Raw genomic sequence first — 22,967 nt, 5'->3', positions numbered from 1 at the left:
TGGATAGCACATCCGGGCGCCCGGGGCACCGATAGAGCAGTCGCCCGACGGCAATGATCCCTTGGGGGAGTGTCTTAACCGCCAGGCCGCCGGGCCGCTCAATCCCGGTAGAAGTTGCGCCGCCAGTGGTGGGCGCTCAGCTTTGCACGTTGAGCGTCCGGCAAGCCGAGGCCGTCGCCGATAGCGCAGTTGCGCTCGACGTTGCGGACCGAGCGCATGCCGGGAATGACGGTCGATACGGCTGGGTGGCTAAGAACGAAGCGCAGTGCCGTTTCGGCAAGCGCGTCGGGCGCGATCTCCAGGTCTTCGACGATCTTCTGCGTGCGTTCCTCGACCTCGCGCTTGCGCTCGCCGCGGAAATAGGTCTCGCGAAAATCGCCCTCGGGGAAGACGGTGTCAGCGCGAATCTGGCCGGTCAGGCCGCCTTCGTCCAGGGCCACGCGGACGATGACGCCGACATTGTGCTCGAGGCAGGCAGGCAGCAGCTTTTCCTCTGGCGCCTGTTCGAAGATATTGTAGATCACCTGCACGCTGTCGACCACGCCGCTTTCGATCAGCCTCAGTGCGTTGTCCGGTTCGTAGTCGTTGATCGAGACGCCGAAGAAACGGATCTTGCCGTCGCGCTTCAGTCGCTCGACCGCCTCCAGCCAGTCGCCGCGACCGACCCACTCATCCGACCAGACATGGAACTGCTGCACGTCGATCGTCTCGACGCCGAGATTGCGCAGGCTCGTCTCGGTACAGGCGATCACATGATCGGCCGGAAAGGTCTGCTCGGCCGGCGTGCCGGCGTGGGCAGGCCATTGCATGTTCTTCGGCGGGATCTTGGTGGCGACATGGATCGTCTCCGACCGCTCGCGCAGCAAAGCCCCGATCAGCTTCTCGCTGTGGCCCTGGCCGTAGCCAAGCGCGGTATCGATGAAGTTGAGGCCGAGATCGACGGCGCGATTGAGGGCGCGGGCGGACTCGTCATCGGTCGCTCCCCGCCAATGGCTCTTGCCGATGCCCCAGGCACCATAACCGATTTCGGATACGCGAAGGCCGCTACGGCCGAAGGTTCTGTAGTGCATGATGATCTCGCTGGCGTTGGAATGAGGCGGGATGTCGCCGGTAATCTAGGGTTCGGCCTTTGGTCGTCAACCGTGGCGGCGTTGCAGAGATAGGGTGACTTCCAGTCACACAACACTCGTTGCCGCGCTACGTAAGAAACCAGAAGAAGACTGCCGACAGGAAGATAAAGGCAAACACCAGCCCCATGAACTGTCGCATGGCTTCGCTGGTATTATCGCCGAGCACGGCCAACCAGACCGGCCCGCCGGCGCCATCTTCGTCGCGCATGGCCTGGGCGGAAAGCAGCTTGCCGATCTTCGTCGCGGGACGGCTGTAGTCGTGTGGAGGCGGTTGGCGGCTGCGATCGGGTACAGGGGTGGCTGCAAGGTCCGGCGCTACCAGGCCGCCGTCGCCCGCGTCGACGATCTGCTCACGCTGCACTTCAGCGACCAGTCGGCTGCCTGTATCGTCACTTTCCGCCCGGCGGAGACGTCCCGCGCCATGGTGGAACGCCCACCGCGGCGATTTCTGCTCCACATTGGATTTCAAGTGCCGGATCGACATTGGAACCTCCCGGAGGTTCAACTATCTAGCCGGCACTTTGTTCCGCAGAGTTGGGGCGTGTCATCATCCGCCGTCGCGTCAGGTCCATGCTGCGCAAGCTGGCGTCCCATCCGGTGAAAACAAAAGAGCCCGCCGCGGGAGGAGCGGCAGGCTCTTAGAAAACCGATCAGCAACCTTGGGAGGAGGAGTGGCGCTGATCTCGCAAACGACCTTTGGGAGGAGGAGAAGTCGTTTACCTGTCGAAGCTTTGCGGGAGGAGGTGCATCGCTTCGATGATCTGAATATACAGCGATCGCGCCGAAATCGTAGATGGGATTTCGCAAGCCAGCCATGCGTCCGGCGCGCAACACGATGCCTGGCCCCCGCGCCTCAGAGGGACACTTCCCCTCGTTCATCACGCCATTTCGATTTTACTCCGCCAAGCGCGACCATTAGGCTTCCCCGAAACCTGATGGGAGAGAGACCAATGAAAAGCGGACTTGCAGCTCTCGCATTCGTCCTGGCCTGCTCCGGAGCGGCCCATGCCCAGGACACCAGCATGAGTTTCTTCGTCACCAGCGTGAACCCAGGAAAGGGCGGCGATCTTGGCGGGCTTACGGGCGCAGACGCCTATTGCGACACCCTGGCAAAGGCGGCCGGCTCGACCGGCAAGACGTGGAAAGCCTATCTGTCCACCGACGCCGAAAATGCCAAGGACCGGATCGGCAAGGGGCCATGGTACAACGCCAAGGGCGAGAAGATCGCCGACGACGTGGCCTCGCTCCATAGCGACAAGAACAACCTCACCAAACAGACCGCGCTCAATGAAAAAGGCGAGGTCATCAACGGGCGTGGCGACACACCCAACCGTCATGACATCCTGACCGGCTCGAAGGCGGATGGCACTGCGGCACCCGATACCTGCGGCAACTGGACGATGGGCGGCGCCGACGGCGCGGCGATCGTCGGCCACAGCGACCGCACGGGCCCGAACGATTCCGCCGAAGCCAAATCCTGGAACTCGTCGCACACGACGCGGGGAGGCTGCACCATCGAAGCTTTCAAGGGTACGGGCGGCGAAGGCCTCTTCTATTGCTTCGCCGCGAACTGAAGCCTTGCGGGAGAACCAATGTAACCTTCCCTCCCAGATCATTTCAGATCTCGGGCAGTCGGCAAGGCAGAACGCGAAGGCCTCGGTCAGTTTTCCATGAAGGCGCGGGCCATGCTGTCGCGGATCGGCTTGGTAAGATAGTCGAAGAAGGTCCGTTCAGCGGTCTGGATCAGGATTTCCGCCGGCATGCCCGGCGTCACGGCAAAGTTATGCACCCTTGCAAGCTCGCTCGTCGGCAGGCTGATGCGGGCGACGTAGACCTCGCGCGTCCCCTCCTGAGTCTGCACCGGCAGGGCATCGGCCGATACATAGAAGACCTGGCCGTTCAGCACGGGCGTCGTGCGCTGGTTGAGAGCCGTCAACCGTACGGTTGCCTTCTCGCCGACCTTGATGTTGTCGATCTCGGTGCGCAGCACCTGGGCCTCGATGATCAGCGGCACGTCAGCCGGCAGGATCTCCATGATCGGCTTGCCGCTTTCGATAACGCCGCCGGACGTGTGGTAGTGCATCCTGATCACCGTACCGGTCACCGGCGCGTTGATCGTGGCGCGGCGAAGAACGTTGGTGGCCCCGCGCAGCTGTTCGCGCACCGTGTCCAGTTCAGCCTCTGCCTTCTGCAAGTCGTCCTGCGCCGCCTCGCGGTAACTCTGTTCGGTCTGGTTGACCTGCTGTTCCTGCTTGAGCATCTGGGAGCCCGTTTCGGAGACTTCGGACATCAGCCTGCCGATCTGACCTTCTGCGTCGGCGATTGCCCGCTGGATGGTCTTGATCTCCGTCTTGCGGATCAGGTCTTTCGCAAGCAGCGTCTTCTTGCCTTCATATTCCTCCTGCAGCAGCCGGCGCTGCTCCCGAACCGACTTCAGCTGCTCCGAGAAGCCTTGCGACCGGAATTCCAGGCTCTCGATGTTGCGTTTCAGCAAGCCGAGATCGCTTTCCAGCTTGCTTCTCCAGGTCTGGAAGCTGAGTTGCTGGCTTTGCACGATCGGGCCGATCTCCGGGTCATTTTTCAGGTGCGGGGTCAGGATATCGGGCAAGACGATCTCTTTCAGACCGTGCGTCTGCGCATTGAGGCGGGCGACGATCGCCTCCAGCCGTGCCCGCCGCAGAAAGAACTGGCGCTCATTGGCGAGCGCCGCCGTTTCGTCCAGCAGCACCAACGGCTGGTCGACAGTCACGTGATCGCCCTCGCTGACCAGGATGTCCTTGATGATCCCCCCTTCGAAATGCTGGATCACCTTGTTTTGGCCGGTTGCGACAAAGCTCCCTTGAGCGATGATGGCCGCGGCCAGCGGCGCAGTAACGGCCCAAAAGCCGAACCCGCCGAATGTGATCGCTATCAGCACGACGCCGATCAGTGTGTGTTGCCAGATCGAGCGCGGAACCTCCGCGTACCACGTCAGGTCCTGTACTTTGGCTATGTCCGTCATAGAGCTATGTCCGTCCTGGTCGCTTACGGAAGCTGCGTTTGGTCGAGCGGGTTGCCTTCGGTGTTCACCCCACGGGCAGCGAGCGCCTTGAGGACGTCCTGCCGGTGGCCGAAGAGCGCGACCGTGCCGTTCACCAGGAGCAGCACCTTGTCCACGCTGTTGAGAAGGGCGGGCCGCTGGGTGATGGTGACGACGGTGATCTTCTCGCGCTTTGCATGCGTGAGTGCTCGGGTCAGCGCCGCCTCGCCCGACGTGTCCAGATTGGAATTCGGCTCATCCAGCACCACTATGCGCGGATTGCCGAAGAAGGCACGGGCAAGCGCCACGCGCTGCTTCTGGCCACCCGACAAGGGCGAACCGTCAGCGGCAACGACCGTCTCATATCCATGCGGCAGCATGGCGATCATGTCGTGCACGTCAGCGAGCTTGGCGGCGGCATAGATGTCCGCGTCCGTGGCATCCTCGCGCATGCGGGCAATGTTGGCCTTGATCGTGCCCGGGAAGAGCTGCACATCCTGCGGCAGATAGCCGATGCTCTCACCAAACTGACGCTGATCCCAGTTCCTCAGATCCATCAGGTCGAGCCGGACGTTGCCGGAGGTCGGCAGGATCGAACCGACGAGCATCTTACCGAGCGTCGTCTTGCCGGCGCCGGAACTGCCAATCACCGCGAGGGAATCGCCCGGTTCGAGCGCGAAGGTGATGCCGTTCAGCACGACACGCTTGGTGCCCTGCGGGACGAAGAGCAGGCGTTCGACATCGAGCCGCCCCTCTGGCCGCGGCAGCTTCAGCCGTTCGAAGTTCAACGGCGACGTCTGCAGCAGCGAGGAGATGCGTCCATAGGCGGCGCGGGCCTGGATGACCTGGTGCCAACCTTCGATCGCCGCCTCGATCGGACCGAGCGCGCGGCCGGCGATGATCGAGGCGCAGATGACCATACCGCCGGTCAGATGACCGTGGAGCGCGAGATTGGCGCCCCAGCCGAGCATCGTCACCTGGGTGAGAAGGCGCACAGCCTTGGAAAGCGACGCAAAGGCGATGTTGCGGTCCTGCGCCAGCACCTGGGCCTTGAGCGAACCGGCCATGTCCTTGCCCCAGATTTGCACGGCCTCCGGGATCATCGCCAGCGCATTGATGATCTGCGAATTACGCGACATCGAATCGAGATGCAGGTTGGCTTTCGTCTGGTAGTTGGTGGCTTCACCGAAGCCTCGCGCGGTCGCCTTCTGGTTTATCAGCGTGATGATCAGAAGCAGAAAGGCCGATGTGAGCACGATCGCGCCGAGATGGGGGTGGATGAGGAACACCGCCAGCACGAAGAAAGGGGCGATCGGCGCATCGAGAAAGGAAAGCAGCGTGCCCGAAACCAGGAAGGAGCGCAGCTGCTGCAAATCCCCGAGCGTCTGATACTCGCGCCCATTGCTATGAAGGGATGCCCTCGCGGCCGCGCTCAGGATCGGTGCGCCGAGCTGAGCGGCGACTTCGACCGCCGTCCGCATGAGGATCATGCGGCGAATACCGTCGAAGATCGTCTGCAGCACCACGGCGCCGACGATCAGGGCCGTCAGCATCACCAGCGTGTCGAGCGACCGGCTGGTCAGCACCCGGTCCGAGATCTGGAACAGATAGACCGGTATCGCCAGAACGAGCACGTTGGTCGCGATTGTGAACACCATCACGATCATCAGATTCTGACGGATCGCCTTGAGGCCAGCCTTGAGGCTCGCGGAAAAATCGACGGGTCCGAGGCGTTTATGAAAGACGCCACCACCGCCGCCGCCACCATTGCCGCTGGACGAGCCACCGCCCTTGCCGGGCGATCGCGCCTCGGCCTTGATGGGTCCGCGATCGCCATCGATCACGACCATGCCGGGCGGCGAGCTCCTCTCCTTCATCTCGGCCGTCGGCCAGATAACCGGCCGCTCGGCACGCGGTTCCGGCTTTTGCTCGTCCTGAGACGGCTGCCGTTCCACCGACATCCGATCGCGCAAGGCGGACAGGGTCTCCGTCTTCGCCGGTGTCTCGTTTTTCGGATGCGTCTCGACCTTGGAAGGGGTCTCGGCTCTGGGGGGCCAGGGCCGCGGCGTAAAGCTGGCAGCCTCTGCGGTGCCCGTTGGCGCGGGCGGGGACTTTGCTGTCGCGGATGCGGTATTTGTCGGCGGGGGGGTAATGTCGATGGGCGCGGGCGTGACGCTCGCGACCCTGGCGCCCGGTCCCGGAAGCGGGACTGCTGCCTTATTGGCCCAGTTCTCGTTTTCGTTGGAGCCGTTTGCTGCCGCTCTTCGAAGTTGGTCCGCCACCCCGTCGATCTCCTTTACAGCGCGATCCAGACTGTATTCCTGTTGGTCAAGCTGGCGGATCAATTGCCGCCGGACGGCCTCTGCATCGGGCTTTTCCGGTTGCCGTCCCCCTTCTGCGGCGCCGGGCGAAGCCACGCCACCGCCCTCTGTAGACGCTTGCCAGTGGTTGCCACGGTCGGTCATGTCTTCCTCCCGCGTCCCGATCAGGCCAATACGCTTTGCATCGGATCGGCGTCTGCCGAATCGATCGAGTGCGACCCGTTATGCGCCGACCCATGGTCGGAATGTCCGTTATCCTTTGCTTCGTGGTTCTTGTGCCCGTTTTTCTGGTGGCCAGGCGGTTCGTGATCGGGCGACTGGGGCCCGGGATCCGGCGCCAACATGTCATCGCCGAGAAATACCACCGCTTCACTGACGAGCGCGTCGGGATCCTCGCTTCCAAGATAGGGTTCATCCTTGATCAGTTCGGCCTGGAAAAGGACTTCGTCCGAATAGACGTCACCGCCGGCATAGATCGTCCCGCCAGTATCGACATCGACGATCCCGGCATAGTTGAGCAGGGCGTTCGAGCCCGTCGAGATGGTCCAATCCGCATCCGGAAGCGCCGTCAGCGCGTTCATTGCCAGCGTCACCTGGTCGCTGTCGCCGAGGATGTTGGTCTGCGAAATGTAGTTGAGACTGAGCAGATCGCCGGAAATATAGAGCACACGCAGGCCCAGCAGTCCGGCAAATGCGGCGTCGTGCATGAAGTCCTTCGACGAAGGGTCCTTGCCTTCCGCAAGGTCTTGCAAGGCCGAGAGATATCCTTCCGACATCGGGTTCACGGCGCTGGCGCCACCGGCCTCGACGATATTGGCATAGTTCCACAACAGGTTTCCGCCGGTCGAAACGGATCCGTTTCCACTCATCTGGAATCCGCCGACGGCGCCGATAAAATCGTTGTCGAGCAGGATGTTCGTCTGGTGGATGATGTTGGCGTCGAAGACGTTTCCGCCGACGAATATCAGGTCGTAGCGGAACCCCAGTTCAAGCAGCGACACCTGATTGGCGGAGGTGTTGTCGCCGGCGATGATCGAAAGCTTGGAGCCGGAGGCCGCCAGGATAGCGGTGTCGTTGTCGGACATGAACGTGAACTGCTGGAGCCAGTTCACCATCATCAGGTCGCCCTTGACCTCGGTGATCGCCCATGCCTTTGGGAAAACACCCGACTCGTTATGTGTCGTTTCCGTGGAAGCGACGTGCTTGAATGACGCGATGTTGAGCGCTTCGGTCGCCTTGTCCGCCGCCAGACTGCCGCCGCAAAGCGCGGAGCTTACCAGATCGCTGTCGTAGTAGGCATTGGTCTGGACGATGGCGTTGAGCTGAACATGGTCGCCGGCAACGGCGAGGACGTTCGACTGCAGCCAATTGTTTGTGATGACAACCTCGTTCACCAGCGTATTGCTGCCGGCCTCCAGCTCTACCGAGGCCGAGATCGCAACCTCCCCTTCGCCATGCGCAACGGCACCACTCGCCTCCTTCGGGCCCTCCGTCAGTTCAGGTTCCGGCGTTTCCTCGGTTTCGTCCTGGTTCGGCAGATGGTCCTTGAGAACGGGCGCGGTCTCCACCAGATCGCCGTTGACATAAACGCCTTCAAGCGTTGCTGCCTTCGCGACGAATGTGCTGGCGGCCAGCCCGCCCACCTGGCTTTCATCGCCGGCAGAGTAGGCATCGAGCGTCGCGGCGGTGGTCGTCACCAGGCTGGCGACGGTTTCGGCAGAGCCTGCGGGATCCTCGAGGCCTAGCGGCGAAATCTGCAGCGAGCCTTCGATGAGTTCCGCCATGACCGCACTGCTATCGATGTGCAGGACGGATTTCAGGCCGTGTCCGCCCATGTTGACATAGTCGTTGTCCGAGAGCTCGGCGGTCTGCTGACTGTAGACCACGACCGAACCCGGGGGATTGATGTGCGGGGTGCTGAAATAGGTCGACTTGAACGACGAGTTCTGCACGGCGCCATCGGCTTCCGGACGACCGTACGTCCCTTCAGAGTGTGGGTACTGCGGGAAAGGCAAGCCGGCATAGCCGTATGGAACGGGCGTATAGATGTCCGTATCGAGCGGCCGGTAGGGAACGTCGGGATTGAAGTCGTCGAGATCGTACGGCGCCTGCACTTTGACCGGGGCGGTTTCAAGGTCCTTCGGGTCCTTGTGAATCTCTCGGTTGGGGTCGAACTTCTCGTGCGCTTCGCGTAGGCGGGCGTCCTCGATCGAGAGTTGGAAGAGACCTATGAAATGGGCGATGGTTTCGGTGATTTTTGCGGAATACAAGGTCAGGGCCTCCTTTTGGTAGCGGGTAGTGCCCCTAAGCGCATCGGGTCATGACGGGCTGCGCGGGAGACCCGCGCAGCCCGGTTCGAAGCCGATTGCGAATGATCGCAACCGGCCGCGTCGCTTACAATCAAGCGTTGTCGTCGTGACCGATTACGTCGGCATGGTAGTCGCCACCGACGACTGTCATGTCGATCGTGTTGCCCTGCAGGTTCGCGCCGAGCACGATCTGCTGGTTGAAGGCGTTGGTGTCGATCACGGCATCTGCCGTCGCCTGGGAGAGCCCCTCGACCACAGAGTCGCCGCCATTGAAGGAGCCCCAAGTGCCGGCATTGCCACCTGCACCACCGTCGCCATTCGTGGCAAAGCCGCCGTTGCCGCCGGCACCACCGTCTCCGCCCCAGGCGTCGCCGCCATAGGCAGCACCGCCTTCACCGCCACTGGCCCACGAGCCCGTGAGAGCAAGACCACCGAGGCCATGGCCACCGGCCGCCGCGCCACCGGTTCCGTCACCGCCATAGGCATCACCCGTGGCTCCACCGTTGGCGCTGGCACCGCCGCCGGCACCGCCGTCACCGCCGTAGCCAACGCCTGCGCCGTAGCCGCCACCAGCCCCGAGGCCTGCGCCGAAAGCATTGCCGCCGTCGCCGGCATCGCCCGATTCGCCACCGTCAGCGCTGCCGGTCCTGCCGAGTGCAACACTGTTGCCATCGCCGCCGTCGCCGCCGTCGCCGCCGTCTCCAGCGAAGTTCAGAATCGGCAGGATGAAGCCGCCAGCGTCGCCGCCGTCACCAGCATCACCGCCGTCACCGCCGTCACCATCCCCACTTTGGACGTTGCCAGACTGACCGCCGGCGCCGGCTGTGTTGTCGCCACCATCACCGCCGCCTGCTGCGCCGACACCGAGGCCAAGACCGAGGCCAAGACCTACGCCGAGACCAGCAGCACCCTGACCACCGGCACCACCTGTGGCGGCACCACCGTTCGCGTCACCGCTTGTGCCATCGGCGCCGACGCCAACGCTGGCTGCAATACCACCAAGGCCGTGCCCGCCAGTTGCGTCGCCGTCGTTGTCGGAATCACCGCCCTCACCCTTACCGCCGGCGGCAAAGCCGCCGACCGTGTGACCGCCGTCACCACCGGCGCCACCATCGGCATAAGCTTTGCTTCCGCCCTCGCCACCGTCTGCTCCGGACTGGATGCCGTCACCCGACTTGGCGATACCACCCCAGGCGCTGCCGTTCTGGTTCAGCGTTCCGCTGTTGTGGATGTTTTCAGCCTTGTCGTCGTCCGACATGATGGCGTTTTGGCTGAAGACATTGGCAACGTTGTTGTTGCCGTTGAGCGAGTCATTCAAGATGTCCTTGAAGCTCGTGCTGGCCATACCGTCGATCTTGGAATGGTCGATGTCGTTGAAGTCGTCGTCCGACGGCTTGTAGCCGTCGAGGTCGATGTCCACATCCACGTCGACTTTGGTCTTACTGTCGACGTCGACGTCAACGTCGGTCTTGTTTTCGTTGAAGTTGGCGTTCAGGTTGCCGTTGGCGTTCAGGTTGCCGTTACCGTTCAGGTTGGCGTTGCCGTTACCGTTCAGGTTGCCGTTGCCGTTCAGGTTGCCGTTGCCGTTGCCGTTCAGGTTGCCGTTACCGTTCAGGTTGCCATTGTAGGATTCGCTGTATTGCGACTGATCCTGACCCTGGCCTTGGCCCTGGTCTTGACCCTGATCCTGGCCTTGTCCCTGGCCCTGACCTTGTCCCTGGCCTTGGAGCTGGGCCTGGAGCTCAGCTTGCAGTTGCCCTTGACCCTGGCCTTGACCCTGGTCCTGGTCCTGGTCCTGGCTTTGATCCTGGCTCGGGTCCCATGGGAACAGAATATTCTTGTCCTTGCTCATGACGATCACCTCAAGTTGAGGCCGCCATAGCCGAACCGCATTCTTCTCTTACGCGGATTTGGGCCATTGGCGGGCTGCGGTTGGATTTGATGAAAGTTTGGATCCTCCGAGGCGCTTGCGCGCCTATATGCTCTAATATGCAATCAATTTAATATTGGGCTGCCTCTCCCTCTACTTGGTGGAGAGCAGCGGTTTCAGGTATGAAAAGGGCATTCTCCAATTCGCTGCAGTACTAGCCCTCAAAGGCCTGAACACGTCCTGCTCGCCGATTACGGAGGCAAGTCTGTCGCAAACAGACATGCGTTGTAAGCTGCCACTTCGGGCTAGCCTTGCCGGGGTAGCATTGACTTAGCCGCCGGTCCGCCCAATGTAGTACCTATTAGAAATTGCTTTTAAACGGATTCCTTGCACAAAGCTCAACGGCACCGAATGCGTGCGCCGCATAGCCGTATTGGGAGAATGTACTGACGACGGGAATGCGCTATTCTGAAACACTATTGTTCTTGAACAGAAGCTCGGCAGGTGCCCATGGCGAGATTTCACGACATCCTTCTCCTGATCGGACAGCTAAACTACACTTGGACCAACACGGAAAGCCTGCTCATCTATCTGATCGCCGGTCTTGCGCGCGTGGACAAGGAAACCGCGATCATCATCTTCCTGACGCTGAACACGACGCGGGCTCGGATCGAGCTGGTCGAGCGATTGGCCAAAACAAACAAGACACCTCTGAACCAACGGCAGGAAATCCTCGCGCTGACCCAGCAGCTGGGCCGGCAAGCGAAGCTTCGCAACAAATACAGCCACTGCATCTATTCCTTCGACGAGACCGGAGACCAGGCAAGCACCCAGCTGATGGCGATCTTCGACAGCAAGGACACGATCAAATACGGCAAGATCGAGCAGATCAACGATGCGGAGATTTCGCGGATCAACGAAGTCATCGAGCAGTTGCAGGTGGTCAACAGGGAAATCTGGTCGATCGTCGAGCGCTATTCCTTCCCCCGGTGAGGCGGGCAACCCGCAGGGGCGGCTGCCTGTCCGCCCACCCGGCAGTTGTTGTCCACCCTTAATTCAACCGCATTGTCCCGGCATCGCGTCCCCAACGGCGAAGCGGAGGCGGTACTGATGGCTCGAATGGCGGACGATAGGCGTTTCACGAGCCGGGAAGCGCGTATCGACGCTGCGGCGCACCGCCTGCTCGATCGGCTGCCGGCGGCCGGCCTCCTCGGCGGCCTGACGGAGTTCCTGGTATTCGGCATCAAGCAGGCCTTCGCCTGCCTTTTCGGCGGCGCCATGCTCGCCCTGATGCTCGCGACAAAATTGTTCTGGCCGGAGGACATGGGCTTTGCCCGCTATGATTTCCTTTTCGTCGCGGCCCTTGTCATCCAGATTTCGTTGCTCGTCTTCAAGCTTGAGACCGTCGCCGAAGCCAAGGTCATTCTGATCTTCCACATCGTCGGCACGGTGATGGAGATCTTCAAGACGTCGGTCGGGTCCTGGATCTACCCGGAGCCAAGCATCTTCCGCATCGGCGGCGTTCCGCTATTCTCGGGCTTCATGTATGCCGCCGTCGGCTCCTATCTCGCCCGCGTGACCCGTATCCTCGACATGCGCTACAGCAACTATCCGCCGCTTTGGGCGACGATGCTGCTCGCCTTGGCGATCTATGCCAATTTCTTTACGCACCACTTCGTCATCGACCTGCGCTACGCGCTGTTTGCGATCACGGCGGTCCTGTTTCTGCGCACGACAGTGCACTATCGCGTCTTCCGGTTTCGGCACCGCATGCCGTTGCTTCTCGGCTTTCTACTCGTCGCCCTGTTCATTTGGTTTGCCGAGAACATCGGCACCTGGTCACGCGCCTGGATCTATCCCTCGCAGCACAACGGCTGGACCCCGGTCTCGCTCCAGAAGCTCGGCGCCTGGTACCTGCTGATGATCCTGTCTTTCGTGCTGGTCACGCTCGTCCATCGCCCGCGAAACTACGCGCCGGCAGCCGGAAACGTATCGACTACGAACATCGAAGCACAGACGACGACGGACATCACTGCAGATGCGGGAAGTCCCGCGGCGTCCAGGTGAACACACCGCAAGAGTTGCAAAACACGCCTCCGTGGAAAACGATACCGAATCAATTGCTATCGCAACGGAGAGACACATGCGGCGTTTCTTTCTCGGCCTGCTGGCGCTCGGGGTTCTCGCAGTCGTCTCTCTCATTGTCCTGCCGAGCTTTGTTTCCAGCGACTGGATGCGCGCCGAGCTCAGCCGTCAGCTCTCGAGCGCGACGGGCAGTTCGATCGCGCTGAAGGGTCCCGTCCGGCTCTCCGTCATCCCCCATCTGGCTGTTGTGGCCGAGGATGTTTCGCTCGATGCGCAAAGCGATGGCGTGACGGCAGAGATTGGCGAAGTCGCAGGCTCCGTGACGCTCTCCTCGCTGTGGTCGAACCGCCTGCACGTCAAGGAGGTCAGGCTCACCCGGCCGGTCGTGGTGATACGGCAGAAACCGGAGAACGCATCGACGGTGGAAGACGGCGGGGGCGGCAATGGCGAGGCCAAGCAGAACGACCCGCTCGCAGCCCTGGTCGCCTTCCTCGAACGAAGCGCCATCGATACGATTTCGATCACCGGGGGCACGCTGAGACAAGAGAACGCCGCCGGGACAGCTGACGTTGTCAGCGATCTCGACCTTACACTCCAGGCCCCTGACATCGACGGCGAGCTTTCGCTTTCGGCCGGTGCTCGGCTTGAAGACCGGCGCTACCAGGTCGCTCTCTCCGTCTCCCCGCTTCGCCCTCTCCTTGAGCGCAAGCCCGCTGACCTCAGCCTCTCGGTGGAAGCCGACCCCCTGCTTGCGCCGGGCCTGACCGAGCTCAAGGCCAGCGGGCAGGTGGCGCTCAACAGCAACGGCAGCTACCAGATCCGCGGCGGCAAGCTGCTAGCGGGGGACGAAGAGCTCAGCCTCGATGCGCTGTTCATTCCCGGTGACCGGCCGCGGTTCCTGGCCGACCTCAGTGCCGATCAGCTGGATTTCAGCGCGTTTGTCGGAACCAGCGCCTCGGGGTCGTCACAACCGGCAGGGCAATCGGAAAGGCAGTCGGCCTCGGCCGGCTTGCAGGCACTCGCCGGCTTCGATGCCGATGTCAGCGTCACTGTGGGCGCCATTACCGTCAACGATATTTCCGCCTCCGATGCGGCATTGACGGCAACGCTGAAGGATGGGCTGCTCAGGACCCGGCTTGAACATCTCGGCATAGACGCCGGCGGCATTTCGGCCGAAATCACCGCCGACGTCCGCAAGAGCGAGCCGACGTTCAAGGGACGCGTCGCAAGCAAAGGGCTCGACATCTCCAAGCTCGCGAGCCTCGCCGGCCAATCGGTTTCACTGTCGGGAACGCTTGCGATGGATACCGGGTTTGCGTTCCGCGGGCTCGGCGGAGATGCGTTCCGAAAGACCGTCAACCTGAGCGGCACTGCGAGCCTGCGCGACGCCACCTTCGTAGCACCCGGTGTCACCGACCCATCGATGGGCGAAGTGACGATCAAGAAGCTGGCGGTCCAGATCGACGATCTTACCAAGCCCGTGCTCCTATCCGGCAACCTGGTCTGGCGCGGGAAAGCAGCCGATATCGATTTGCGACTGCCGGTCCGCGAACTGCTCTCGGGTTCGAGTGAGCTGCCCCTGACACTCGATCTGCGCATGCCAGAAGCGACACTCTCCCTTGACGGCAAGGCGGCGCTCGCGGGCAGCTATGCCGGCAAGGTGAACTTCGCGGCCACGGATCTGCGCGCGCTTCTTGCCTGGTTCGGCCAGGGCGGCGGCGACAGCGTCGAGCAATTCGCCTTCAAGGGCGATGTCAACGCAAGCCCCACCGGCGTTGCGTTTCAAAAAGCCACCTTGTCCGTCAACGGGGTCGAAGGAACCGGCAACGGTTCCGTAGAGCTGGGCACGCCCCTCAAGATATCCAGCGCGCTCCATTTCGCCGAACTCGACCTCGCGCGGCTTGCCGGTGCACGCCCCGCACCGTCGCAAGCGAAGGGCAAAGCAGGCAGCCCCACCCCCGACGCGCCGCTGGACCTGTCGTCGCTTCGAACGATCGATGCATCCATCAAGGTCGACGCGGAGAGGCTCGGCTATGGCCGCGTCTTTGCCGGACCGGTAGCAACCACCCTGGTGATCTCCCAGGGTGTGGCCAGCCTCGACCTTCCCGAAAGCCCGTTCTATGGCGGGCGGATGGCCGCAAACCTTAGAGCTGACGGCACGGGAGAGGACGCTTCGATCGCCCTGAAGGCCTCGATCGCCGGCGCTTCGGCCGCCCCGCTGCTGATCGACCTTGCAAATTTCAAGTATCTCGAAGGCGCATTGCAAGCCCAGTTCGACATCACCGGCGCAGGCGCTACGGCCGGCGCGCTCAAGCGCGCGCTTCAGGGGTCGGCGAATGTCCGCTTTTTCGACGGCGCCATCCGCGGCATCGACGTCGCCGATGTCTACAACAACCTTGTCGGCCTGATGTCGTCGGGCTTCAAGCAGAACGAAAACAAGGCGACCGGCTTCACCGAGCTTGGGGCATCCTTTGCCATCGAAAACGGCGTCGCGCGCACCGAAGATATCAAACTCATCGGCCCGCTGGTGCGTATGAGCGGCAGCGGTGAGGCAAACCTTCCAAACGACCAGCTGAACTTCCGCCTGGATCCACGCGTCGTCGCCTCACTCGAAGGCCAGGGCGCCGCTATCGCGACCGAAGGCATCGGCGTGCCTGTGATGATCGAGGGTTCCTTTGCTGCCCCGCGCATCTATCCCGATCTCTCAGGCCTGCTGAAGAACCCGGACGCCGCACTCTCGGCGCTGCAGAAGCTGGGCTTGCCGACCGGGAAGCTGAAGCTCGACGAGCTGCTCTCCGGCGAAGGAAAGGCCGGATCGATCCGCGACATCATTGGTGGCGCTATCGGCAAGCCAGCGAAAGACGGAGGCGATCAACTCTCCATCGAAGAGATCATCGGTGGCAAGGCGACAGAAGGCAGCGAGACGCCACCCGCTCCACCGGCTGAAGAACAAGCCGTGACGCCGGACGTTGCCACCGAGCAACCGGCACCGGAGGGGCAGCAGCCCGACCAGCAACCGGCTGCTGAAACGGAGCAGCCTGCGGAGGAAAGCGGCACCCTGGGAAAACTGTTCAACCAGCTTCTGCAGAAGCCGGCGCGTGAATAGCCTTCCATCGCCGATCCGGCTGCCGTGTGGTCGCCGGCACTCGCGGCATCACCCCAGAAGTTCGTATCTGCGGAGGATTTCCGCGATCTGGTCGTCCTGCTCTGCGTTCGGAAGCAGGGCCGGCTGGCGGCTGGCGCCGACGGAGGCGTCCTGCAGGAAGAGCGCGCGCTTGACCATGGCCGGGGCGAAACCCAGCGCGTAGAGGTCGGTGCGAAAAGCGGTAAAGATCGCCTGCTGCTTTTCGGCTTCGCCGATCTCGCCTGCATTGAACGCCTTCAGGATGCCGGCAAGCACATGCGGCATGGCGTTGCCGAGGCCCGAAATGCAGCCGGCCGCACCGTTCAGCAGTGCCCAAAGCACGAGGTGGTCTGGGCCGGAATAGACCTCGAAACTTTCGACCTCCCTAGCAACCTGCAGATAGGCCTCCAGCGTCTCCTTTGCGCCGCCGGAATCCTTGATGCCGGCAATGTTGCCGTGGCCGGCAAGCGTGCGCGCGGTGTCGGGTTCGATGTGGTTCTGCGTGCGGGCCGGGATGTCGTAGAGGTAGACGGGTGTCTTCACGGCGTCGGCAACGGTCGAGAAGTGGCGGACAAGGCCATCCTGCGTACAGGCGATGAAGAACGGTGTGATGACAGCGATCCCATCGACGCCGATACGGTCGAATTCGCGGGCAAGCTTCACCGTCTCGAAGGTCGCCGGCATGCCGGCATTGACAATCACCTTGACCCGGCCGCCGACCTCATCGACCACCTCTTCCGTCAGGCGCACCTTCTCCTCGAAGGTCAGCGCGGTGAAGTCCCCATTGGTACCGGCGCACATGATGTTGTTGCCCGCCGCCACCTGGCGGCGGACCTGGGCGCGCGTGGCCTGGTAGTTGATGGTCTCGTCCTCGTTGAAGCAGGTCACGAGGGCGACGAAGGCTTGCTTGGTCATGCGGGCATTCCTTTGAATGGGCGCGTCTCAAGACGCGCGCTGAAGACGGGCGGCGCGATGAGCGGCCTGGACGTCGGGATCGGGGTCGAGGCCTGCGGCGAGTAGCGCGCGCGTATAGTCTTGCCGCGGCGTATCAAACACCTCGCGCACCGTGCCGAGCTCGACGATGTTGCCTTTCTGCATGACCATGACGTGGTCGGCAAAGTCGCGCACGACTGGCAGGTCATGGGCGATGAAGATGAAGGCGATGCCCATTTCCTTGCGCAGCCTGTCGAGCAACGCGATCACCTGGGCCTGAACCGAGACGTCGAGTGCCGAGACCGCCTCGTCGCAGATGATGAGCTGCGGCTCGAGCGCAAGTGCGCGGGCGATTGCGATGCGTTGGCGCTGGCCGCCGGAGAACTGATGCGGGTAGCGACCCATGTGTTCCGGACCGAGACCGACCTGCACCAGAAGTTCAGCCACGCGCTCGCGCCATTTCGCCTTGGGCAGGATATCCGGATGGATGACCCAGGCCTCGGAGATGAGCTGATAGACCGTCATGCGCGGATTGAGCGATTGCGTAGGGTCCTGGAACACCATCTGCAGGTCGCGGCGCAGCTTATAGAGTTCGGCGGGCGACATGGTGAATAGGTCGCGGCCCTTCCACAAGGCACTACCGCTATCCGGTTCGTCGAGGCGCAGCAGGATACGCGCCAGCGTCGACTTGCCCGAGCCGCTCTCGCCGACGACGGCCATGGTCTCGCCGGGCATGAGATCGAAGGACAAGCCCTTCAACGCCTCGAAGGAGCCGTAGCGCTTGCGCACGTCACGGACCGAGAGAACAGGCTCGGCGCGAGCCGCAGGTGCGTGCATCTCGCCCTTGCCGGGGGCGGCGGCAATGAGCTTTTTCGTATAGGGATGCTGCGGGTTCTTGTAAACCTCGCTCACCGTGCCGGCCTCGACCAGGACGCCTTTCTCCATCACGACGACGCGGTCGGCGATCTCGGCGACGACACCGAGATCATGGGTGATGATGAGAACCGCCATTCCGGTCTCCTGCTGCAATTCCTCGAGCAAAGCGAGCACCTCGGCCTGCACCGTGACGTCGAGCGCCGTCGTGGGCTCATCGGCAATCAGGAGGTCCGGGCGGAGCGCTAGCGCCATGGCGATCATGACGCGCTGACGCTGGCCGCCCGAGAATTCGTGCGGATACTTGTCCAGTGAGCGCTCGGGGTCGGGGATGCCGACTCGCGTCAGAAGTCGCAACGCCTCAGACGCAGCCTTGGCAGCATCGGTTCCGTGGGTGGTGAGCGCCTCGCGGATCTGCCAGCCGACCGTATAGACCGGATTGAGGTGGCTCAGCGGATCTTGGAAGATCATGGCGATTCGACGCCCGTTGACCTTGCGCCTTTCATGCGCCGGCATCGTCAGCAGGTCGGCACCGTCGAGCAGGATTTCTCCGGAGCTGATGCGTCCCGGCGGCATGTCGATCAGGTTCATGATCGCCGAGGAGGAGACCGACTTTCCGGACCCGCTCTCACCGAGGATCGCTAGGGTCTCGCCACGGTCGAGGTGGTAGGAAATGTTGCGGACCGCCTTCACCACGCCGACTGCGGTGTGGAACTCGACCGAAAGGTCGCGGACTTCCAGGAGATGGTCAGCCATTCTTGCGACCTTTCATTTCGAGGCGCCAGCGCTGCACCGGATCGAGCGCGATGCGCAGCCAGTTCGACAGGAGGTTCAGCGACATGGTGGTGAGGATGATCGCAAGCCCGGGCCAGAAGGAAAGCCACCAAGCGTTGGTGAGGTATTGGCGGCCCTGAGAGATCATCAGCCCCCAGGTGATTTCCGGCGGCTGGATGCCGATACCGAGGAATGAGAGCGCACTTTCCGCCAGCATCACATAGGCGAAATCCAGCGTGGCAAGCGTCGTCAGTGTCGGCAGCACCACCGGCAGGATGTGGCGGAAGAGGATGCGCTTGCTGGATGCGCCCATCACGCGCGCCGCCTGCACGAACATGCGCTCGCGGATTTCCAGCACTTCGGCGCGCGTCGTCCTCAAGTAGACCGGGATGCGCGTGATCGCCAGCACCAGCATCAGGTTGAGGATCGACGAGCCGAGAATATAGAGCACGATGACGGCGATCAGCAGCGACGGGAAGGACATGATGACGTCCGCGAGCCGCATGATGACCTGATTGACGCGCGGCGAGGCAAAGCCGGCGACAAGGCCGAGGAAGGTGCCGACGGTTGCCGAAAGCGCGACGGCACCTGCGGCCACCATCAGCGTGTTCTGGGTGGCAACGATCATGCGGGCAAGCAACGGTCGCCCGAGAGCATCGGCCCCCATCCACCAGACCCATCCGCGCTCCCAGTCGAAAGGCACGGCGTTGCGCCCTCTGAGGTTCTGCTTGGTCGCGAGATCGCCGAGCCAGCTCGGCCCCACGATCGCCAGGATCAGCACGAAAATCAGGAAGATCGCAGCGCATAGCGCGAACTTGTCGGCAAGCAGCATGCGGAACATGCGCATCGCGAAGCGCGGTTCTTCGGCAATGACGGTATCGGCAGTCTGGAGGGTCATGGTCGCCTCCTCAGTGTCGAATTCGCGGATCGAGCAGCGCATAGGCGAGGTCGATGAGCAGGTTCATGAGGAAGATCGCCAGAGCCGTGACGAGGATGGCGGCAAGCACGACGTTGAAATCGCGCTGCAAAATGGAATCGATCATCAACTTGCCGACCCCCGGAAATCCGAAGATGGTCTCGACGATCACTGCGCCATTCAGAAGGCTCGCCGCCTGGTCGCCGATGACGGTGATGACCGGCAGCATGGCATTGCGCAGTGCATGCACAAAGATGATCGGCCCGGATTTGACGCCCTTGGCGCGCGCCGTCTTCACATAGGCCGAGGACAGTGCCCCGATCATAGAGCCGCGCACTACCTGCACGATGATGCCGAAAGGCCGGATGAACAGAACCGAGATCGGCAGGATCCAATGAAGCAGAGACCCCGTGCCCGAAGTCGGCAGCCAGGCGAGGTTTACCGAAAACACGACGATCGCGACGATGGCGATCCAGAAATCGGGAACGGAAGCGCCGACCAGCGAGATCAGCGAAGATAGCCGGTCGAAAAAACCGCCGGCGCGGAAGGCGGCAAGCGAGCCGACGACGATCGCAGCACCGGCGACGAGCGTCATGGTGATGACGGCAAGCCAGAGCGTCCATGTGAAGGCCTCGAGCACGACCTCCAGAGCGGGGCGGGCCTTGCGCAGGGATTCGCCAAAATCGCCGGTCACGACGTCGCCGACGTAACGCGCGAATTGCATCAGCATGGGATCGTTCAGGCCATGCAGTTCGCGGAACTGCGCCTTCATCTCCGCGGAGGCTTCGACCGGCAGGAACAAGGCGGCCGGATCACCCGTCAACCGCGACAGGAAGAAGACCATGACGAGCAGCCCGACGAGCGAGATCAGACTGGCCACGGCGCGTTTTCGAACGAATTTCAGCATGGCGCCCTCGAAGGAATCCGGCGGCGGGATCATCCCACCGCCTTGATTTCTGTTGTGACTGGCGAACCGATCGTCCGCCAGGGCAGATTACTTGATCTTGATCTCCGAGAGTTGCAGCGTCCCGTTGGTCGCCATCGTCGGCTTGAAATCAAGCCGCTCGGAAACGCGCGAGAAACCGACCATGTGGAAGAGCAGGACGTCGGCGACGACATCGTCATGCACATAGGCGATCAGTTCGGACCAGAGCTTGGCACGTTCCTCGCCGACGGCAGCCGATGCACGCTTTATCAAGTCGTCAACCTTCGGATCGGAAAAGCCGGACTGCGTACCGTCGGTCGCATACTTGAAGAACATCGAGAATGACGGATCGCCCTTGGAATTGTCGTGCATGGCAGCGACGATCTGCGGACCGCGGCCTTCCTTGAAGGGCTTCGAATAGTACTGTTCGTGCTCGGCAACCTCGACGAATTTCAGCTCGACCTTGAAGCCCGCTTCCTGAAGCTGTGCCTGAATGGCTTCCATGATCTCGGTCACGTTCGGGAAGTTTGCTGAACGGGCGATGATGGTGATAGGCGTACCGACCTTCACGCCATCGGCCTTGGCTTCCTCGAGCAGCTTCTTCGCGCCTTCCGGGTCATAGGGGAAGACCTTTACGTCAGGGTTCCAGCCAAGCGTCGGCGGCGGCACGATTGCGGTCGCGAGCAGTGCGCTTTCGGGAACCAGGGTGCCGAGGAAGGCCTGGCGGTCGATGGCGATGTTGAGCGCGCGGCGAACGCGAACGTCGTTCAATGGCTCGATGTTGTGATCGATGCGCAGGTAGACGGTTTCACTGTCGAGGTAGGAGAAGTCCGTGGCCGGATTGGTGGCGTCGAGTTGCGAGATCGACGGCGAGAGATCGGCCTCGCCGGTCTGCACCATGGCGGCGCGCACCGATGGGTCGGCGCGGAACAGATATGTGGCTTCCGTGACCTCGGGTTTCGTGCCCCAATAGTCGTCGCGGCTCGTCAGCACGATCTGCTGCCCCGGCGTCCAGTTGGTGAGCTTGTAGGGACCGGTACCGACCGGCTCGCGGATGAACTCAAGCGGCGTTTCTTCGGGCACGATCGTGACGAGAGACATCAAGAGCGGCAGGATCGGCTGGACCGGATCGGCGCTGAAGTCGATCGTGTAATCGTCGACCACAGTGGGGGTCACCGTAATGCCGCCGAAATAGCGACGCGACTCGCAGGTGTTCTTGTCGCTCATGATACGGTCAAAGCTGTGCTTGACATCCTTGGCGTCGAAGGTCGTGCCATCCGAGAACTTGACGCCCTGACGCAGGTGAAAGCGCCAGCTGCCGTCTTCATTCTGTTCCCATTTTTCGGCAAGCCGCGGCATGACGCCCTTGTCGCCGCGAACATCGAGTTCGGTCAGTGTTTCGCTGACGTTCTGCATGATGACGCGACCGATGTTCGAACGCGTCGCCATGCAGGGCTCGAGCAGGTCCGCTTCCTCGGCCAGCACGATCTTGATCGGGCCGGACCCGGCAAAGGCGGGCGAAAGAGCGGAGCTCAGCATGAGCGCACTCAAGACAAACAGTTTCTTCACGGCATTTCCTCCCTGGTGAAATTCGTTCAGCCGGATGTTGCTTTTCCGGATCGCGCAGCGATCAGCGCCGCACAACCGATGAGCCCGCCACCGCAAAGGGTGGTGAGGGCAATGTGTTCCCCAAACAGCGCGAAGCCGCCGAGCGCCACGAGCGGCAGGCGCAGGAAATCGACCGGCGCGACGATCGTGGCGGGTGCGAGCGAAAAGGCGTGAGTCATCATCCCCATGCAGGCAGTTCCGACGACGCCTTGCAGCGCCAGAAGCGTCATCTCCCTCGCCCCCGGCATAACCCAGAACGGTAGAGCGAAAAAAAGCGCGATCGGAACGGTCAAGAGGAGGTTCCAGACGACAAGCGTCGATGTCGAGTCGCCCTTCGACATCGACTTCAGGATCAACTGAATGGTCGACTGGAGCACCGCGCCCGTAAGCCCAAGAAGGATGGCAAAGCTGAAGCCGGCGCCCGAGGGGCCAATGATCAGCATCGCACCCACGAAACCAAGCGCCACCGCACCGATCATCGCCGCGCCGGGCTTTTCGCCCAGCGCCAGCGCGGCGCCGAGCAACAGGAAGATCGGCGAGGTGAAGGCGATGGCCGTCACGTCGGCAAGCGGACCCCAGCTGAAGGCGGCGAAGAAGGCGACCATGGCGAGCAGCTTGAAGCCGGCACGCACCGCATGCTGACGCAAGGGGTGGCTCGACTTGAGCACGGATGGGCGCAGGACAACAAAGGGCAAAAGGATGACCGCACCGAAAAAGGCACGGAAGAAGCCAATGACGAAGGGATGCACGGCACCGTTCAGCGCCCGCACGATCACCGCGTCGACTGCCGCCAGAATCGCGGCACCGACCGCGAAGGTGACAGCAATCTTGGCCCCCTGGGGGCTGGCTTCCGGCATGAGATCCTCCTCCCCGGCATCCTCTCGCCGGCTTGTCCAGACAATCCACTTTTCGCTCAAGTTTGTCAAATTAATTTGCGATGTAAAATTCATTCTAGAATTCTCACAATAAATAATTACGTAAATTCAATATATTAATGACATAAACGAGCAAACACAGGTCAATTTGTAACTTTATCAAACTTGACAACTTTGAAAATTCAGCGATTTTCGAAGCACACAG

16 protein-coding genes are annotated in these 22,967 nt (G+C 62.1%); 4 read left to right on the top strand and 12 right to left on the bottom strand.

The features are described from left to right. Positions 1–98: 98 nt before the first annotated feature. Complete coding sequence (locus AC070A_RS08115; protein ID WP_057255340.1) at positions 99–1,070, bottom strand: aldo/keto reductase; 972 nt, start codon at positions 1,068–1,070, stop codon at positions 99–101. Positions 1,071–1,197: 127 nt separating this feature from the next. Then, positions 1,198–1,614 carry a hypothetical protein gene (locus AC070A_RS08110; protein WP_057255339.1) on the bottom strand — a complete coding sequence of 139 codons (417 nt, stop codon included), beginning with the start codon at positions 1,612–1,614 and terminating at the stop codon, positions 1,198–1,200. A gap of 466 nt (positions 1,615–2,080) precedes the next feature. On the opposite strand from AC070A_RS08110, the gene AC070A_RS08105 reads away from it, so the two are divergent. After that, complete coding sequence (locus AC070A_RS08105; RefSeq protein ID WP_057255338.1) at positions 2,081–2,704, top strand: hypothetical protein; 624 nt, start codon at positions 2,081–2,083, stop codon at positions 2,702–2,704. An 86-nt stretch (positions 2,705–2,790) separates the two neighbouring features. Here AC070A_RS08105 and AC070A_RS08100 read toward each other — a convergent pair whose 3' ends face one another. From AC070A_RS08100 to AC070A_RS08085, 4 genes are all read right to left on the bottom strand, one after another. After that, a complete protein-coding gene (locus AC070A_RS08100; protein WP_057255337.1) occupies positions 2,791–4,131 on the bottom strand; it encodes an HlyD family type I secretion periplasmic adaptor subunit in 1,341 nt (446 codons plus the stop codon). A 23-nt stretch (positions 4,132–4,154) separates the two neighbouring features. Beyond that, the gene (locus tag AC070A_RS08095; protein ID WP_492383807.1) at positions 4,155–6,614 is read right to left on the bottom strand and encodes a type I secretion system permease/ATPase; all 2,460 of its coding nucleotides are present in this window, start codon (positions 6,612–6,614) and stop codon (positions 4,155–4,157) included. 20 nt (positions 6,615–6,634) lie between these two features. Beyond that, a complete protein-coding gene (locus AC070A_RS08090) occupies positions 6,635–8,740 on the bottom strand; it encodes a type I secretion protein (protein WP_200964217.1) in 2,106 nt (701 codons plus the stop codon). A gap of 130 nt (positions 8,741–8,870) precedes the next feature. Then, the gene (locus AC070A_RS08085) at positions 8,871–10,631 is read right to left on the bottom strand and encodes a hypothetical protein (protein ID WP_162770874.1); all 1,761 of its coding nucleotides are present in this window, start codon (positions 10,629–10,631) and stop codon (positions 8,871–8,873) included. Positions 10,632–11,159: 528 nt separating this feature from the next. Here AC070A_RS08085 and AC070A_RS08080 point away from each other — a divergent pair. The 3 genes from AC070A_RS08080 (at position 11,160) to AC070A_RS08070 (ending at position 15,840) form a co-directional block, all read left to right on the top strand. After that, positions 11,160–11,642, top strand: coding sequence for a hypothetical protein (locus tag AC070A_RS08080; RefSeq protein WP_112996458.1), 483 nt, complete (start codon positions 11,160–11,162; stop codon positions 11,640–11,642). Between the two features lie 126 nt (positions 11,643–11,768). Further along, positions 11,769–12,716 carry a DUF817 domain-containing protein gene (locus AC070A_RS08075; protein ID WP_082616242.1) on the top strand — a complete coding sequence of 316 codons (948 nt, stop codon included), beginning with the start codon at positions 11,769–11,771 and terminating at the stop codon, positions 12,714–12,716. 76 nt (positions 12,717–12,792) lie between these two features. Beyond that, positions 12,793–15,840, top strand: coding sequence for an AsmA family protein (locus AC070A_RS08070; RefSeq protein WP_492383804.1), 3,048 nt, complete (start codon positions 12,793–12,795; stop codon positions 15,838–15,840). 48 nt (positions 15,841–15,888) lie between these two features. Here the strand turns inward: AC070A_RS08070 and AC070A_RS08065 are convergent, their stop codons facing one another. From AC070A_RS08065 to AC070A_RS08040, 6 genes are all read right to left on the bottom strand, one after another. Further along, positions 15,889–16,773, bottom strand: coding sequence for a dihydrodipicolinate synthase family protein (locus AC070A_RS08065; protein WP_057255332.1), 885 nt, complete (start codon positions 16,771–16,773; stop codon positions 15,889–15,891). A gap of 27 nt (positions 16,774–16,800) precedes the next feature. After that, on the bottom strand, positions 16,801–18,420 hold the full coding sequence (locus AC070A_RS08060; RefSeq protein WP_057255331.1) for an ABC transporter ATP-binding protein: 1,620 nt from the start codon (positions 18,418–18,420) through the stop codon (positions 16,801–16,803). Further along, the gene (locus AC070A_RS08055; RefSeq protein WP_057255548.1) at positions 18,413–19,336 is read right to left on the bottom strand and encodes an ABC transporter permease; all 924 of its coding nucleotides are present in this window, start codon (positions 19,334–19,336) and stop codon (positions 18,413–18,415) included. Before AC070A_RS08055 ends, AC070A_RS08060 begins: the two co-directional genes overlap by 8 nt. Positions 19,337–19,346: 10 nt before the next feature. After that, a complete protein-coding gene (locus tag AC070A_RS08050; RefSeq protein ID WP_057255547.1) occupies positions 19,347–20,261 on the bottom strand; it encodes an ABC transporter permease in 915 nt (304 codons plus the stop codon). Positions 20,262–20,348: 87 nt separating this feature from the next. Then, a complete protein-coding gene (locus AC070A_RS08045) occupies positions 20,349–21,818 on the bottom strand; it encodes an ABC transporter substrate-binding protein (protein WP_492384391.1) in 1,470 nt (489 codons plus the stop codon). Positions 21,819–21,874: 56 nt separating this feature from the next. Next, positions 21,875–22,744 (bottom strand): DMT family transporter, encoded by an 870-nt coding sequence (locus tag AC070A_RS08040; protein WP_112996460.1) that lies wholly within the window; start codon positions 22,742–22,744, stop codon positions 21,875–21,877. Between the last annotated feature and the right edge of the window lie 223 nt (positions 22,745–22,967).

The organism is Ensifer sp. GW101-20A05 (assembly GCF_059424735.1).
This window is presented reverse-complemented; position numbering and strand designations above follow the sequence as displayed.

Excerpts from the sequence above, each read along its gene's own strand:
- AC070A_RS08115 (WP_057255340.1), bottom strand. The coding sequence starts at position 1,070 with ATGCACTACAGAACCTTCGGCCGTAGCGGCCTTCGCGTATCCGAAATC.
- AC070A_RS08110 (WP_057255339.1), bottom strand. The coding sequence starts at position 1,614 with ATGTCGATCCGGCACTTGAAATCCAATGTGGAGCAGAAATCGCCGCGG.
- AC070A_RS08105 (WP_057255338.1), top strand. The coding sequence starts at position 2,081 with ATGAAAAGCGGACTTGCAGCTCTCGCATTCGTCCTGGCCTGCTCCGGA.
- AC070A_RS08100 (WP_057255337.1), bottom strand. The coding sequence starts at position 4,131 with ATGACGGACATAGCCAAAGTACAGGACCTGACGTGGTACGCGGAGGTT.
- AC070A_RS08095 (WP_492383807.1), bottom strand. The coding sequence starts at position 6,614 with ATGACCGACCGTGGCAACCACTGGCAAGCGTCTACAGAGGGCGGTGGC.
- AC070A_RS08085 (WP_162770874.1), bottom strand. The coding sequence starts at position 10,631 with ATGAGCAAGGACAAGAATATTCTGTTCCCATGGGACCCGAGCCAGGAT.
- AC070A_RS08080 (WP_112996458.1), top strand. The coding sequence starts at position 11,160 with ATGGCGAGATTTCACGACATCCTTCTCCTGATCGGACAGCTAAACTAC.
- AC070A_RS08075 (WP_082616242.1), top strand. The coding sequence starts at position 11,769 with ATGGCGGACGATAGGCGTTTCACGAGCCGGGAAGCGCGTATCGACGCT.
- AC070A_RS08070 (WP_492383804.1), top strand. The coding sequence starts at position 12,793 with ATGCGGCGTTTCTTTCTCGGCCTGCTGGCGCTCGGGGTTCTCGCAGTC.
- AC070A_RS08065 (WP_057255332.1), bottom strand. The coding sequence starts at position 16,773 with ATGACCAAGCAAGCCTTCGTCGCCCTCGTGACCTGCTTCAACGAGGAC.
- AC070A_RS08060 (WP_057255331.1), bottom strand. The coding sequence starts at position 18,420 with ATGGCTGACCATCTCCTGGAAGTCCGCGACCTTTCGGTCGAGTTCCAC.
- AC070A_RS08055 (WP_057255548.1), bottom strand. The coding sequence starts at position 19,336 with ATGACCCTCCAGACTGCCGATACCGTCATTGCCGAAGAACCGCGCTTC.
- AC070A_RS08050 (WP_057255547.1), bottom strand. The coding sequence starts at position 20,261 with ATGCTGAAATTCGTTCGAAAACGCGCCGTGGCCAGTCTGATCTCGCTC.
- AC070A_RS08045 (WP_492384391.1), bottom strand. The coding sequence starts at position 21,818 with ATGCTGAGCTCCGCTCTTTCGCCCGCCTTTGCCGGGTCCGGCCCGATC.
- AC070A_RS08040 (WP_112996460.1), bottom strand. The coding sequence starts at position 22,744 with ATGCCGGAAGCCAGCCCCCAGGGGGCCAAGATTGCTGTCACCTTCGCG.